At 33.6% G+C, this 17,708-nt stretch carries 6 protein-coding genes; 5 read left to right on the forward strand and 1 reads right to left on the reverse strand.

What is annotated here, in order from left to right; translation table 11 throughout:
• The first annotated feature begins 57 nt into the window (after positions 1–57).
• Entirely contained in the window at positions 58–1,128 is a 1,071-nt protein-coding gene (locus tag GKZ86_RS19695; protein WP_154784760.1) for a hypothetical protein, read from the forward strand.
• Positions 1,129–1,795: 667 nt separating this feature from the next.
• Here the strand turns inward: GKZ86_RS19695 and GKZ86_RS19700 are convergent.
• Entirely contained in the window at positions 1,796–3,058 is a 1,263-nt protein-coding gene (locus tag GKZ86_RS19700; RefSeq protein WP_154784761.1) for an AraC family transcriptional regulator, read from the reverse strand.
• Between the two features lie 241 nt (positions 3,059–3,299).
• Between GKZ86_RS19700 and GKZ86_RS19705 the strand changes: the two genes are divergently transcribed.
• From GKZ86_RS19705 to GKZ86_RS19720, 4 genes are all read left to right on the forward strand, one after another.
• A complete protein-coding gene (locus GKZ86_RS19705) occupies positions 3,300–13,250 on the forward strand; it encodes a LamG-like jellyroll fold domain-containing protein (protein WP_154784762.1) in 9,951 nt (3,316 codons plus the stop codon).
• Positions 13,251–13,394: 144 nt separating this feature from the next.
• Positions 13,395–14,084, forward strand: coding sequence for a gliding motility-associated C-terminal domain-containing protein (locus GKZ86_RS19710; protein WP_154784763.1), 690 nt, complete (start codon positions 13,395–13,397; stop codon positions 14,082–14,084).
• Between the two features lie 64 nt (positions 14,085–14,148).
• Entirely contained in the window at positions 14,149–15,024 is an 876-nt protein-coding gene (locus GKZ86_RS19715) for a PorP/SprF family type IX secretion system membrane protein (protein WP_154784764.1), read from the forward strand.
• Between the two features lie 446 nt (positions 15,025–15,470).
• Positions 15,471–17,636, forward strand: a complete 2,166-nt coding sequence (locus GKZ86_RS19720; protein WP_154784765.1) for a TonB-dependent receptor — start codon at positions 15,471–15,473, stop codon at positions 17,634–17,636.
• Positions 17,637–17,708 lie beyond the last annotated feature (72 nt).

The raw sequence follows: 17,708 nt of genomic DNA on the forward strand, positions 1-17,708 counted from the left end.
GAAGATAGGTTTTTTAAAGAAAAATCAAACAAATAAAAAATACTAAACTTAAAAGTTATGAAAAACAACGATTTAAATCCATTGACCAAAAAACATCAGGTAATTTCTATTTTATCAGCATTATCAAATTGCAATCAAAATATCCATAAAAGTACCGAAAAAGAATTACAGGATTATTTATGCGATCAAGTAACTTCAGCTTTAAACAACGAAACCATAAAAGCATACATTGGTAATTGGGATATTGTCTGGGGACCTTGTACTAAAAATAGTAAGCAAAGGGATAAAAACCTAAAAGTTATCCCTAATGAATTTATTACAGATAACGCTATGTTTGTTGCAAAAGGTCAAGATCCTGATGATGAAAATAAAACACTTTACGTAATTTCTATTTCAGGGACTAATCTTATTTCAAAATTTGGATGGCTTGATGAAGATTTTAAAGTCGAAACTAAATTTATGAGAAGTTGGAAAACTATTCCTAATGCAAAAATAGCAGGTGGTAGCTATGATGGAGTAAAAATTTTGAAGAATTTAAAAAACGATAAAAATCAAAACATCATTTCTTTTTTAAGTCAATTACCATTAGACCAAAATGCAGAAGTAACAACTTGCGGACATAGTTTAGCAGGTACTTTATCTCCATTATTAGCTCTTAAAATAATTGAATGGAAAGAAAAAGAACACAAATCATTTTTAGTTTCTACCTATCCAAGTGCAGGTGCAAGTTCTGGTAACAAAGCTTTTGTAGAATATGCAGAAAGTAAATTTGGCAACCATTATCATTCCGTTATTAATAATTATGATATAGTTCCTCATGCGTGGAACTCTAAAACGCTTTTACAAATTCCAGATATCTATAATACTGCTCCATTCGGATTTTTAACCCTTTCAGAAAAGGTAAAAAAAGCTTTGGAATATTCAGAAAATAATTGTTTAAAAAATAGTGAATATACCCGAATTTTTGATGGAAAGCCACAAGAATATAGATTTTATGGTGACCCAGAAGTAGCTACAACTTTTATTCTCGAAGCAGGATTTCAACATATTGATGCTTATAATTCACCCAAAGCTTTTCATTATGATGATGGAGTAGCTAATGCAGTAAACGTATATTTGGGACATTAATAATGAAAAGAACTTTTTGCGACATGTTAAAGTTAACTACTTAGTTTTTTTAACAACTAAGTAGTTAACTTTAATACCTAAATAATCACAAACCGTTGTTTTTTTAAGCTTTTCTAAGATTTAAAAGACTCATAGCTCTTTATTTTTGATAAAAAACGTTAACGCAGCTTGCGTTTCATCTGAAATGCTATCGACTACCCGATTGAGAGTGGTTGTAAGTGGAGAATGTTGCTTTGTAATTTTCAAAAATAGTAGCTTGTTTATTTACCGTTCAAAATGTGCAGATTTAGCATATTTTGACTTATTACTTTTTTAAGTTAAGAAAACGAGTACGTAGTAAAAAAGGACTAATATGAAACCCAGTTTAGGTATAATGGTTAGTCAAAGCGTGCGTTGGAGAAATAATCGCTATTTCAGGACGGGACATTTTGATAAAAATAAAAGCCATGTTATTAAAATGGCTTTTTATTAGTCATTATGGTAAAAAGGTGGTCGTATTATAAAAGGTGGTCGTATTATAATTGGTTCAATAAAATTAGAACTCACTTTTAATTCTCAATACAAATTTATTTAGTTATAATAACAAAAATGCTAAATCTAAAAAAATAATGACAGCTATTATTAATCTAATAAACGGATTTTTAGTTAATATTTATTAGAAAAATACTTAGGGTTTTGTTTTTAAATATTCGCCAGGTGTACAACCAACTTCTTCTTTAAAGGTACTTTGAAAAGAAGACCGTGAAGAAAATCCAGCTTTATTTCCTATTGCATCAAGCGTTAATGTATCTAAAAGACCATCTTCTATTAGTTTTTTTGCATATTCTACCCTCAGTTCTGCTCGTATTTTTGTCAATTTAACTTTTAATATACTATTGAAACAATAATAAAGATGATGTTTGGGTACATTCATAGATCGGGAAAGTTCTTCCATTGAAAAATTAGCATTTAGAAAAATTTCACTCTTTTTAATGTAATCTAAAATTGATTGAGATAATTCAATAAATCTTGGTTCAATATCTTTTTGTTGTAGCTCTTCTTCAGGTGGGTTTCTTTCTTCTTTATCTAAAATATCTGACGCTTCGGTTGAAAAAATATCTTTTAAAATAATTTGTTCTTCAGGTTGTACTTTTTCATTTTGTTTTACAAAATAATCATTTACATTTCTTCCTCTTTGCGGAATTCCATACAATAATTCAGGAAAAAATAACATGCTTAAAGGTATTATTAACAAGCAAAAACTAACAATATCCATTGGTAAACTAGTTTTAAATTGCCTAAGATCTGGATTTGGTTCCTTCAAAAAAGAATAGGAAAGTATCGCAAAAGAAACAATTATAAAGACAATTATAAAGACAAAACTAAAGAGCCATATTAGCATTTTGCGAGTTTGTTTTTTAGGAATACGATTATTGGTATTCATTTTAGCCCAAAAACGAAATAACATAATAAGTACCGATACCACATAAATACAAAGCAAAGTAGGTCTTGCAATGATGTTTACAATATTAGGATAAAGTCCTACTGTAAACGTTTTTGCAACCATAGTGTCTTTGACTATTCTATGTGCCAATGATAATTTGTAAGTAAAAGGTGTTAGTAGGTAAGGTGTTATACTAACCAGATTGACAAAGGCTGGAATCAAGTGTAAACAATCTTTTTTGGTTAACTTACTATTATCAAATAAAGTACCTCTCACATAAAAATATAATAATGGCCCAATCAAAAAACCAATCGGAGCGGTATTATTATAAAAAATAGCCAGTAAAAACACACTCTTTTTAAAAAACAATACATAGTGTATCAAGGAATATGATGAGAGTACATAAATGAATCCGGATAAAAAAATGGAATTACGGTTAATATTCCAATTATGATAAGTCATCAAAATTGCCAGAAAAATAGTAAATACCGAAATATAAGGGTGCATCAAAGTTATTTTTTAAACTTATAAGCTATCGGCTTTTAAGTTCTGCAAAGTTAAAAAATACAGTTTTAAAAACAAGATTTTTTAAAATCAACAATGCTTGCTTTTTTAAAATTAAGTATTTACTGGTAAAATATTTTTGTTTGCCAAAATCTTCATTTTTGGACAAGCTTTAAATCTTTACATAAGTATGTTTTTAAAGGTTTTTGTTGTTTTGCAAGTTCTTAATTTCTAATATACTTTTATGGAAAAAACACTACTCTTTGACTTTTGGAAAGTCTTTCAAAAACTAAAAATGTTATTACTTATTTTTGCATTGCTCTTAACATCATTTTTGGGAAATGCACAGAATGGACACACAATACTAAATACCGCCAGTGTGGATTTAAGAAGTTCATACAACTTTGGCGAACATTGGAATGCTAAGATTGTTGGTTCTAAATTGTATATTTCGGCTATGATTGCCGATGGTGATCCAGAAAACATGGATGATTATCTGAAAAGATTATACATTAGCGTAGGTGACGAAGGTGATATTTTTCATTTGACTAAGCTTCTTTATTTGCCAAATATGAGTACTACTATTTTTCTTACCTCAGGAGATGGCGATCTTGATGATAGTTACTGGTATTTCGATTCCTATAGAACCGCAGGGCCTAATAATATATCTTACTACGAAGGTAAAAGATACGGAGACAAAGGTGTACTGTATGTTACCTACCAGCTTCCGGCAAAGTTTTTAAATGGAAATCAGCTTACTATTGGAGGTGAAGCAGAAACGCTTGACAATGGTAATGGTGGCAAAAGCGGTAAAACTACTTATTTAAATGCCTCTTTGAGCACTCCAACTTTACCTGGTATGCCAACCGTAAGAGCGACCCAAGGTTGTAATTCAGTAAAATTATCCTGGGATAAAATGACTATTCCTTCGAGTTTTAATCCTGGCGATTTTAAGTATGTAGTCGATAACGGTAGTGGTCTTAATACCGAGGTATCAATTGACAAGACTAGTTTTGTGATAACAGGTGTTACTGGTGCTATTAGTCCAATTGTACGGTTGTATTGGCAAGGAACTTACATAGACGAAGCTTCCACCGAAGGTTCTGCCTACGACCCGTTGCCTATACCCGCCGATTTGACTGCCAGTACGACCAAATGTGATGGTTCAGTCGATTTAAAATGGCAATGGATGCAAGCCAGTCCGAGTAATTTTGTGGTATATAGTTCCACTACTCCAAATGGTGTTTTTACGGCTTTTTCTGATATTATTTCGGGGTCTAAACGTTCTTATACCATTACCGGACTTACTCGTGGACAAAAATATTATTTTAAAATAGCCGCCAATGGAGGGAAATGTCCTGATGCCAAAGGCGATAAATCGGAAGATGCTACAATGGGAATTTCTCCTGCTAATCCAGTAGCACCCACAAATGCCCAAATGGTTATGGTTACAGGTGCTGACTCTGGGGTGAAACTATCTTGGAATGAGTCTCAATGGAGTTTGGAAGATTTTGAAAAAGCAACCGATCAGAAATACAAAATTTTCAGAAAGGATTTAAAAAAAGGTACTGAAACAACTATCGAGTTACCAATAGGTGATTTCTACGAAGGGCAAATTAAGGATCAAGTAGCCGGAAACAAAGGGTATTTGCTAACTTATACAGACAAAGAAGTAAGTACATGCGAATCGTATTCGTACAAAATTGTAGCAGTAAATAGCTGTCAGTCGTCTGCAGCTGCAGTTTTTGTTCAGGACAATGCTTCAGATAAATTGAGTATTACCAATATTGATCTTTCGAGTGTATTTTTGGCTAATAATCTGGAAACCTCAAAAGGATATTTTGGGAATTTAGTACAATTGGACTGGAAAATCGATGAAAATGCCGACTTTGTAGGCAATTACAAAATTTATCGTCGAGTGTTAAACAGCACAGTTGCTCCCGAATTACAAGCTACAGTTGATAAAACCGTTCGTTCTTGGGCAGATAATAAAGCCACTGCACAAACACTTTATGAATATTTTGTAGTAGCTACTGCCGATTGTGGTTTAGAAAAAATTACCAGTTATGATATAAACGGAGTTTCAGGAACTCCATACACACAATTAACTGGGTTAAAAGGCTTAGCAACAGGTATTGGGTTTCGATTGCCATCGGCAGTTGTAACCGGGAATGTAACGTATGTAGGCGGCGTTGCCGTACCTAATGTAAAGCTGGTTGCCGAGAAAGACGGAACAGCTACAGGAAATGCTTTGGCTTTTGATGGTGTAAACCAAACCGTAAAAATCAATCCGAACCAAGAAAATATTGTGTATAATACAACCGGAATCTCAGTTTCGATATGGGCAAAACCAAAAGCGTGGACTTCTAAACAAGTTTTAGCCAGTCAGTCAGGTGTTTTTGAAGTAGCCTTGCATAATGAAAGAGTAGAAGTTACTATTGCTGGAACTACTATAACTTCAAAAGTAAAACTGGTTGACGGTAATTATTCTAATATTTTTGCTACGTATGATAATAGTAAATTAGTATTATACATCAACGGAAAACTAGATAAATCGATCAATGCTAATGGTGCATTAACAGCCAATGTTAGCAATGCTATTTATTTAGGAAGTAACGGGTCTGATGATTATTATAACGGATTGTTAGATGAATTCCGTATTTACAAAGCTGCTCTTACCTCCGCAGATGTAGAACGAGATTACAGCCGATTGGTGCAGGCCGAAACTCCAAATATTGTTGGAAACTGGCGTTTTGACGAAGGGGTTGGACCTTTTGTGTTTGACTCGTCCAAAGAATCAGGTGTTTTCAACAAAATTGATGGCGATTTAATTGGTGCTACTTGGAGTAAAGAAGTTCCTTCGAGAGAACAATTAGGTTTTGCAGGATTTACAGATAAAAACGGAAATTACGTTATCGAAGGTATTTCTTATACTGGTTCGGGAGAAAATTTTAGTATAACGCCAACTATAACACTTAGTGGTGCTATTCATGCCTTTTCGCCAAGTAATCGTGTTTTATTTTTAGGTGAAGGCAGAAGCATCGAAAACAATATCGATTTTATCGATCAGTCTTCCTTTAATGTAACGGGAACCATTCGATATGATTTTGATAATACCGAAAACGACCCAACTCATTTTCAGAGTTCGGGCTCAAAAGGCGTTTCTATTTGGTTGGACGGAGCGCAACAATTGATGAAAAACGGACAAGCAATTTTATCAGATGAGTTTGGACAATTTCAAGTAGTAGTGCCTATTGGTAAGCACTTTTTAGAATTTAGAAAAGACGGACACACGTTTGTAAGCAATAAATTTCCAACAACAGGTACTTACGATTATCAGGATATTTTGTCTGGCATAGAAGTTTTAGACAATACCAAGCATACCCTTACAGGTTGCGTAGTTGGCGGATTGGTTCAGGCGAACAAAAAATTAGGTTTTTCTGCTTATAAAGGAAAATTACAAACAGACGTACAGCGTGTTAACAATATTGGAGCAACTTATTTTACATTGACTTCAAAAGATACTCGTATTAAACGTTCAGTACAAACGGATCCTGAGACGGGAGAGTTTGAAATTAAGTTACCTCCAAATGAGTACGAATTCTCAGATGTGTCTTTTATTGGAGATGAAGCAAATCCAGCTGATGATAAAATTTTGTTTTTATCAAAAGACATATCTTCTATAAAATTAGACGATGATGCAGCCTATAAAGGAATTGAAGAAGAAGAGCCTGTTTTGGTTTCTGGAGGGTATGTTGCTCAAAAAGTAAGGTACAATGCAGCCAAACGATTGATTTACAGAAGCACCCCAAGTATGGTGGTACAAAGTAATACTTCGTTAGATTATTTACCTAACACCCAAGAACTTGATAGTAATGGAAATATCATTACGGAAAAAACATTAGTGGGAGAAACTACGGTAAAAATATACGACAAAGAATTATCTAAAGACATTAATTTGCCTACTAAAACATTGCCATATCCAGCTTTTTTACAAGGAAAAGGGTATCAGGTAACGATTAAAGCGATTGAAAAATATGCGTATTACGGAACAAAACCTGTCAAAAATCCAGCTACTGATCAAGTACCAGTTTTGGACGGTCAAGTTACGATAAGCAACAATATAAGTGCTAAAGCAGATGGAGGTTCATCGGCAGCTTATCAGTTAACCGATGAAGAATGGGTTTCTCTTTCAGGAAACACACATCAGTTTGATTTGCAAAATGGAGGTAGCGTCAACTATAACTTTGTAGGTGGAGATCCAGATTTAATTCAAGGCTCTGGTATCGAAGATACTTTTGTAAAATCAATGTCTATTGCCTTAAAAACGGGCGATTATACTGTTTATTGGCCAAATTCAAACGATGCTTCCAAAGGATATAAGGCGTATGTTTTAGGAGGTTCTAAAATGCCAGGTACTGATTTTATTACTGAAGCACCTGCTTCTATAACCACTACTATTAGAATTCCCCCAGGAAGCGGCAGTAGCGTAACCTTAGAAAAAGGGAGTACGATAACCAAAGAAACTACTAGTAGTACACAAGCAGGTGGAGATTGGAGTTTTGGTGCGGGAGTTGCTTTTGATTATGAATTAGAAACTCCTTTAGCAGGTCTTCATCTTGGTAAAAGTGAAAATCAAGTAATGGCTACCACTTATGGTTCAAGGTATTTAGGTAATGAAAAAACAAGTGCGAAAGCAAATAGTACAACACAAAATCTTACGATTACAGCCGAAGATGCTTTTGAAAAAGGCGATTTCTTTATTGCCGATTCTAAAAACATAGAAATTGGTCGGGCTAATAATTTAAAATTTATTTTGGCTAATAAATGTGTGGGATGCGTAGGACCAAAAGTAACTGGAGATGATGGTCAAGAATACATTTTGAATAAAGGCGAAACTTATTACCAAAAAGAAAAAGGCGAAACCTTATTATTATATTCAGAAGACCATATCAAAACGGATATAATTCCGAAATTGGCAGCCATTAGAAATAGTCTTTTTATAGACCAGGCTAATGTATATGTTACAAAATTGGATACTTCAAACCCATTATATGGAGTAAATAATGACGATCCTCGTTTGGGAACTTTGGCGAATCAAAATGATTATACGAAAGATGATGCTGAAGATGATACCGGAGCAAGTTATAGTTTTAATCGATCAATAGCTCCTAAAACAAACGGTATTATTCAGGATAAAGTACGTTGGTATAATACTCAGATTAGAGCTTGGGAAGAAATTTTGATGACCAACGAAATTCAAAAATACACCGCTATTTCTGGTAACAAACCGAAACAGAAAAATATTTCTATTAGTTCAGGAATTGCATATTCTAACACTTCGACTACCGAAACTACCGAAACCACCATATCTTCTACTGAAGTAATGGCGGGAGCTTCTGCAGATGCAGAGGGGAAATTTTTATTAGGAGCAGGAGTTTTAATAGGCCCAGCCTATAGTATTCACGGTGGAGGAGATAAAACTTTTAGCGATAGCGCAAACGACACAAGCATTAACACCGTTACAACATCTTATACAATACAAGATAATGATAAGTACAATGCTTATAGCATGAATATTTATGACGGAAAAGGTAGTGATGGACCTATCTTTCAAATTGTAGGAGGACAAACGTCTTGCCCTTTCGAAAGAGAAAAAGAATTAGAAGTAACCAAAGAACATACCTATTATTTGGATTATTGGATAAAAATGTTTCCAACAGTTTTAGATGAACAAATAAAAATCATAAAAGATAGACATCTTATTGCAAATCCTTTAGGAGGGCAAATAACAGACGATCTTGACAAACAAAATCAAGAAATTGAAACTGTAACTGCAGTTATCGAAGAGAAAAAAGCAATTTACAGCCAGTTATTAACGATGTATAATGATGCTGAAAAACCGTTATTAAGTAAACGTACCGTTCAAATCGAAAAACCGGGCATATTGGTAAACGGAAACGACAAAGCCACAATGGTAAACGTACCATCGAGCAAAGCCGCTACTTTTGATTTAGAATTACGCAACGAAACCGAATTAATTCCTTCTTCCACAGATCAGGAGATTACGTATCAAATGTCAATAGATCCGGCATCTAATCCTGATGGTCTGGTTGTATTATTGAACGGAGAAACCTTAGTAAAACCTGTAGAAGTTTCAATTCCTTTTGGGCAAAAGATCCGTCAAACCTTAACCGTTTTAAGAGGTCCAAAAGAATACAAATACAAAGATTTGACTTTGGTTTTTGAATCGACTTGCGACGAAAGTATTCACAAAGAAATCACTATGGATATTGAATACATTCCGGTTTGTTCTGAAGCAACTATTGTAAGCCCAGGTAACAATTGGACTGTAAACTATGATGGTAATAACCGATTACCTATCAAAGTAAATAATTACGATGTTAATTATCAAGGCTTTAAAGGAATTAAAATTCAGTACAAACGTGCCAGTGAATCAGAGTCTAACTGGAAACTTTTAGAAACCTATTATCGTAATGAAGAGTCACGTACCAACGCAGGTTCTGAAGAAGTTGCAAGAAAAGCGCCTTTATTAACAGAACAAGGAGGTACTGATTTTATTTATAATTGGGATGTGTCCAAACTAACCGATGATTTGTATGATGTACGCATTCAAAGTATGTGTCAGGGAGAGGCAGATGATGTTGTTTTTACGTCACCAACGATTACTGGTATTATCGATCGTATCAATCCAAGTTCATTTGGTGCACCACAGCCTGCTGACGGAATCCTATCAGCGGGTGACGAAATTATGATACAATTTAATGAACCTGTAAATGCCGGTTTGTTAAATCCGTACAATTTTGATATTAGAGGTGTCATCCAAGGAGGAGAATTAAAACATCCTGCCAGCATTTATTTCAACGGGGCTAACGATTATATGGAAATACCAGAAGGTATTCAATTAAATCGTCGTTCATTCTCTCTTGATTTTTATGCAAAACGTAAAAAATCAGGATCTGAAGTATTGCTTTCTCAAGGAAGTACCGAGGCCCAATCACTTAGTGTTGGGTTTAATGCTGCGAATCAATTTGAGGTTGCATTAGCAGGTATAAAATTAAATTCGGCTAAAACTATTTCAGTTGATGATACTTGGGTACATTATGCTTTTGCTTATGATGCTACGAATCAAGAAGGTAAATTATATATTAATGGAATATTGGATGTTGTAAAACAGGGCTATTCTCCAAATTATGAGGCAACAGGCAAAATTTTCGTTGGAAAAGATGCTTTATCAAGAGCGTCTTCATTCAAAGGAAACATGCACGAATTACGTTTTTGGGGCAAAGCGCTAACAGCATCTCAAATCAATGTTGTAGCTACAAAACGTTTGAAAAACAATGAGCCAGGTCTTTTAGGAAACTGGACAATGGAAGAAACAGAAGGTGTGGTTATCAATGATATCGTTAGAGAACGTCACGCACAATTAATTTCTGGGACTTGGCAAGTAGCTTTATCTGGTAATGCGTTGTCGACTTCAACTACTAATTCTCCTGCTATTAGCTCGCCTGCTTATTTAGATGTAGCAAACTTTAGCGTAGAATTTTGGTTTAAAGGAGATAAAACAACTGGAGCTACTTTGCTTTCTAACGGGAAGGGAGACGATCAGGATTTGAACAAAAATGGTTGGTCTATTCGTGCTAATACTTCTGGTTTATTAGAAGTTTGGAATAACAATAAAACGTTTACAGCATCGCCTAATAATTATTTTGACAATCAGTGGCATCATTTTGCTTTAGTGGTTAATCGTGCTACTAATACAGTTTGTTTTGTTGATGGAAATCAGCAAAATACAATTGAAACAGATACTGCTGGGTTTTCTGGATTTGGTGGAGCGGCACTTTACTTAGGTTCTATGGGCTGGGTAGATGCAATTGGAACTACTCAACAAACGCAACATTTTACTGGCTCGTTAGACGAGGTTAGAATTTGGCAAGGAACTCGTTCTGCTTTGCAAATTAAACGTGATATGCGTTATATGCTAACCGGAGACGAAGTTGGATTGGATTTATACTTGCCTTTTGATAAATATAAAACCAATATGGGTATCGAATTGTTAGAAGCATCTAATTCTTCTGCAGCTACTGGAAATACAGCAGTAAGATCAAATGGTGTTCAAGCTGAACTTAAAGGGCAAATTGCTTATATGCAAGATACTCCTTTGGTAAAACTGCCAAGACCGGTTAGAAAAGTAAACTTTGGCTATTCAGCTAATCAGGATAAAATTATCCTGACTACTACCGATCCGGACAGCATTTTAGAAAATGTTATTTTAGATATTAGTGTGACCGGAGTTCAGGATTTGAACGGAAATACTATGAGAGCTCCTGTAAGCTGGACAGCTTACGTGGATAAAAACCAAGTGATTTGGGCAGAATCAGATAAACACTTTGCTATTGAATCGGGTAACGGATTTACATTCGAAACCAGAATTCAAAATACAGGTGGGAAAGTGTTTAATTACAACATCAGTAACTTGCCTTCTTGGCTTACTGTTAGTCCAAGCAGCGGTGTTTTGACTCCTGTAAGTTCAATTCCGGTTACATTTACCGTTGATAAAAATGTGAACATCGGGAATTATGTTCAGGATATTTTGCTGGAAACTGAATTCGGATTTGCTGAGGTTCTAAATCTTAGTTTAGATGTTGCAAAACCATTGCCGGCAGACTGGAAAGTTACACCAGCCAATTATCAATATTCGATGAACGTGATTGCGCAATTGAATATTAATGGTGATGTTTCAAGAGATCCCAATGATCAAGTAGCCGCATTTGTTGGGGATGAATGTCGTGGAATTGCAAAATTAACCTACATACAAGCTTTAGATAATTATCAGGCTTATGTGAGTATCTACAGTAATAAACCTTTGGGAGAAGCAGTTGAATTCCGTATCTGGAATGCCAGCGACGGACAAATTCACAGAGACGTTACACCGTCTTATTCTTTCGACTCTAATACCGTAAAAGGAACCGCAATTAATCCCGAAATGCTTAAAGCAGTAGATGTTATTGAATATACATATGATTTGCCAAAAGGCTGGACGTGGATTTCATCTCATTTAAATTACAATTACAATCCAAGCAAACAGCTTACAACAAACGATCTGTTAAAACCAATCAAGGCTGTCAGCGGTGATTTGATACGTGCTATAGATGCCGTCGATAGTTATAGCTCTCAAGAAGGCTGGTTAGGAACACTTACTGCCAAAGGGGGAGTTAAAAATGGTCGCGGTTACAAAATCTTTGTGACTAACGAAAATCAATTAAAATATAACGGACTTTTATTAAAAGGAAGTGAAGTGAAAATTGATCTTGTAAAAGGCTGGAATTGGATTGGTTATATAGGTTTTAAAAACACACCAATCAATCAAGCGCTGGCTGGTTTTGCAAATGTGCAGGAAGGAGATGTTATCAAGAACCAATATCACTTGGCTATCTATAATAAAAATATTGGCTGGGTTGGAGATTTAACAGCTCTCAAACCGGGTGAAGGATACATGATGAAATCAGCTTCTGACGGACATTTTTATTATCCAAATCTGAGTTATTCTGCTACTAGTAAAATGTCAAATAACGACAATCTATACGCAAATCAAACCATAGAAGCGGTTACCAAATATGCCAACACGATGAATGTTGTTGCAGAAGTTGTGGGAGATAATCAATCCAAAAATAATTATTTGAAAGCTTTTGTTGGAAAAGAATTAAGAGGTCAGGCACCTGCTATTTACAATCCAATAACAAACAAAACATCGTATTTCATGACTATTTATGGTAGTAATGACAACGATAAAGTGAATTTTGAATTTTTAGACGATGAAAAATCTGCTGCAATTAATGAAGTGATCGCTTTTAATAACAATGTTGTTTTAGGTGGTCTGGCAACTCCAAAAGCATTGACAATTGGTTCAGGAATACCTCAGGAAGATTCTATTGACTTAATGATTTATCCTAATCCGTTTACCAATGTGCTTAACATAGATCTTTATGAACATCATGAAATTAAAAGTATTAGTATAGTAGATATGAAGGGATCTTTAGTGAAAACGAATGCGGTTTCACCAACAGATTCTAAAGTAATATTAAATGTGTCAAATCTTCCTTCTGGAGTTTATTTAGTTCTGACTTATGACTCAAAAGGGAATGTGTTACAGTCCAGACGTGTAGTCAAATAGAGTACAAAAATGTCTTGATTTAGTTGATAACACTGCTGTGATTTGTTTTACAGCAGTGTTATTTTAAAACTTTTACTAAGCATCAGCTCAGATGATTTGATGTTATAAGTACTAGTTCAAACTTCGAATTTAATAACATAAAAAATGAAAAAAATAATAAAGCATACATTTTTTGTATTTCTTTTTAGTGTTGCGAGACTTTACGCTCAAGTACCTGCAAACTGGTCTGTAAACCCAAATGACTATAATCACTCAATGATAATCACTTGTGTTTTGAATGTCAATTCTGAAGAATCACGCAATACACAGGATGTAATTACAGCCTTTATTGGTGCTGATGTTCGGGGAGTTGCTTCTCCTATTACCTATTTAAAAAGCCAGGATCGTTATGTAGCTACTTTGATTGTTTACAGTAACGATCAGAATGTCCCTATTACTTTTAAAGTATATGACCAATCTAATAATGTAGTTTCGAATTCGCCAGTAGAGGCAATTAATTTTGTAGCTGATGGAATAATTGGAACACTCGAAAATCCATTTGTTTTTAGCGACAGCAGTATTCCAAAAAAAATAAAATACAATAATCTTCTTACTCCAAATGGAGATGGGCACAACGACGTTTTGGTTATAGAAAAATTAGCATTATTCAACCAATATACCTTATCTATCTACGATATCAGAGGACAAAAAGTGTATGAAACAACGAATTATCAAAACGATTGGAGTGGAAATGATTTACTAAACGGTGAGTACTACATTTACATCAGCGGAACAGATCAGGATAAAAATAAATTCATTTATAAAGAGGTTTTGCACTTAGTGAAAAAATCATAATTAGTAAAATGAAATACCTATGATAAATAGTTACAAATGGTCAATTTATAAAACGAAAAATTAAATGAAAAATATATCAAAAAGATTATTTTATCTATTAAACTTTACACTCTTTTTTGCCCCCTTAGCCCATGCTCAATTTCAATTGAGCAACAGGCTATTTAAAGATAATAAAACAGCTATAAATATAGGTTATGCAGGTGAATTTGAAAAAATACGTGTAGCGGCGGTGTATGGAGTTACGTCCAAAAATTTAGATGATGCTAAAGATTTGGTTTGGCAACAAGCTATTCTGGATTTGCCATTGGTCAAAAAAGTATCGATGGCTACTGTTTTTACTAATATTAAACAAGGTAATTTTGCACAGTTTGAAATAAAACAAGCCTTTGCTTATAAAATTGACCTTTCAGATACTCAGTCTTTATCTGCAGGACTTGGAGTAAGTTTCAATAAACAATCTATTAATTACAGTAATGGATTTAATCCGAATGATAATGTTGATTTGGAAGATCCTTATTTGTTAGGAAACAGCTATTCTGAAAACGGATTCGATATGGAAGTTGGCATTGTTTACAAATTCAAAAAATTGCAAGTAGCATTAGGGCTTCCTTCATTATTACAACACAAACAAAAAAATGTAGGTTTTACAGCTTATACCGAATACGAGTTCAAACTTAATGAAAAATTCGATTTAACCCCTTCTGTTTTAATGACAGAGGCTCAAAATAAAAAAGTTGAAGCTTTTACTTCTTTCAGTGTAAATTACATCAAAAAAGCTTCGTTACAAATAGGGTATAGTAATTTTAAACAAGTAGTAATGGGTTTTGGAATTAATTATAAAAAAATGAATTTTGCTTATAATTATTCATTTTCTTCTAATTCTGAATTCAAAGCATTAGTAGGTAATACAAGCCAGTTTGGATTATTTTTTAATATCTAATTTTATTCACTATTGTTATTTAATTGTATGAAGTTAATCTTAATTTTTAAATGAAAGACTTTCTGAGAAAGTCAAGCAAAAGGGTTTAAAATTTTGATATTTCAACACCTTTAATATTGATTAGATAAATGAATTTAAGAAAAAACAAATGGGTTGTCATTTTTGGCAGCCCATTTATTTTTGTATAAGATTAAAATTTTACAACAGAATAATTATTGTAAAGCATTACTTTTTTGTTTTTTTACATCAGGATGAAGACATTATTAAAATATTGGTTTTGAAAATTTATTTACATAAATAATTCTTTCTGGAATGTTATATATTAAAGAAAAAAATAATATAGTTTTGCGCCCGAAAACTGTGGTAAGCTTTTGTATAAAAAAATCACAAAACGCTATTTTTTTATTCAATTAAAACTAGCTGCTGAATTAATTATAATTATCGAAATGAAAAAAATTATTTTGTTTTTAACGCTGTCAATACAATATACATATGGACAAAACAAAGTGGAAAAAGACAGTACAAAAAACAGTCAGCTTGAAGAGGTTATTGTAACGGCCAACAAAGTAGAACAAAAAAATGTAGAGGTTCCTGTATCTGTCACTTCTATTTCGGCAAAAGCAATCGCAGATTCCAGATTAATAAGCTACTCTGATTTAACTGCAAGAGTTCCTAATTATTTATACCAAGGATCTGGTGTTGGTTTTCAATCGATACATTCTATAAGGGGAATTCAGGTGTTTAGTTATAACCCGGCTGTATCCACTTATGTTGATGATGTAAATTCATTTGATATTATGGCTGGTGGATTTGAACTTACCGATATTGATCGTATTGAGATTTTACGCGGGCCCCAAAGTACCCTTTTTGGGCGAAATGCTATGGGGGGTGTTGTAAATGTTTATACTAAGAAACCGACCAATAAAACTACAGGATTTATAGAACTGGAAAGCGGAAATTTTGCTTTACAGCGTTATTCGGCTGGTATCAAAACACCATTTATTAAAGACAAATTATTTTTTGGTTTAAATGGTTTATTCCTGAAAAAAGATGGTTTTATGAAAAACGACATCACAGGAACCCCATCGACAGATACCAGTTTAAACGGAAAAACCATTGGGGATGAAGAAAACACATATGGAAATATTTTCTTGAAATGGCTCGTTAATCATAAACTTAGTTTTACCGCTAATGTCAAACATCAAAGAGATTTTTCAAATGCATCAGGTTATTTGGTATCACAAAAATCGGAAAAAATTGCTTTGGAAACACCTACGGTCATTAATCTGGCTAGAATAGGAACTCATGAAAGAAAAATGACTAATTATTCCTTAACAGTAAAATATCAAGCCCAAAACTTCGAGCTAACTTCTATTAGTGCTTTCCAACAAATTTATTTTTTGTTTAAAAATATGGATTTCCCTGGTTATTATGAATCCTTCTATAGAAGTAGTATTGGAGAAAAACTACCAACACAAAATGTATGGAGTCAAGAGGTTCGAATTAATTCTTCTAACAAAAATAACAAGTTTCAATACATTGCGGGTTTATATGGTTTTAAGCAAATTAGCTATGACCCAACAAGTAATTTAGCCTATGAATTGGCTCCAAATAAATATGTAATTTATAGAAATAAAAGAAATAACAGCGGATATGCAGCTTTTGGAGAAATCAGTTATAAATTTCTAGATAAGCTAAAAGTAGTTGCTGGAGCAAGATACGATATTGAAGAACGTGAATCTGTTTTTAATGGTTTTGGAGATGCCGTTTTTGTGGGCGGGGTATTTACACAAATAAAACCTGACGTAACAAAGTCGGTAAGCTATAGTTCTTTTTCTCCTAAAGCCTCTTTAATTTATAATCTTGACAAAAAATCAAATGTTTATGCGACATTTACACGTGGTTTTAGAGCTGGAGGAATAAGTTCTCAAATTGTTCCTGCGGGAGTCCGTCAAGATTATGATCCCGAATATTCGGATAATTTTGAATTAGGTTACAAAACCAATTTTTGGGACAACAGAGTAAACTTGAATGTAGCAGCATTTATGATTAATTGGCAGGATTTGCAATTCTCTAATTTGGTTGCACCGGCTACTTATTCTATGGAAAATGTAGGTGATGCATACTCAAAAGGAATTGAATTAGAAGCTAATATTATTCCTGTAAAAGGCCTGCAATTGGATTTTGCCTATGCAATAAATGATGCTGAATATAAAGATTTTGATTTAAAAAGAATAGATTTTGCATCAGGATCAGTAATTGTAACACCAATAGGAGGTAATAAACTATCTAATGCTCCAAAGACAACATTTTATACCGCAGCTCAATATTCAATCGAAACCTCAGAAAAAGTAAATTTACTGTTTCGAGTTGAATTTAGAAACATTGGAGGATATTATACTGATATTCAAAATAGTCTCTACCAGCCCACTTATCATGTTGTAAATACAAGATTTGGATTAAGTTATAAAAATTACGGATTGTTTTTATGGACTAAAAATTTAACCAATGAACACTATTTGTTATATGGAAGCAGTGATACCAGTTTAAGAAGGTCTTCTGTTGCTGCAATGCCAAGTCAGATAGGAATGACATTATCTTTTAGATTTTAATTATTCATTTACAGTTGCTAAAAAATGAAAGAGATTAGATTTTTTTATCAAAATAACTAAAACTAATTTTTA

This window comes from Flavobacterium sp. LC2016-13, from assembly GCF_009707955.1.
In the GTDB taxonomy this organism is placed as follows: domain Bacteria; phylum Bacteroidota; class Bacteroidia; order Flavobacteriales; family Flavobacteriaceae; genus Flavobacterium.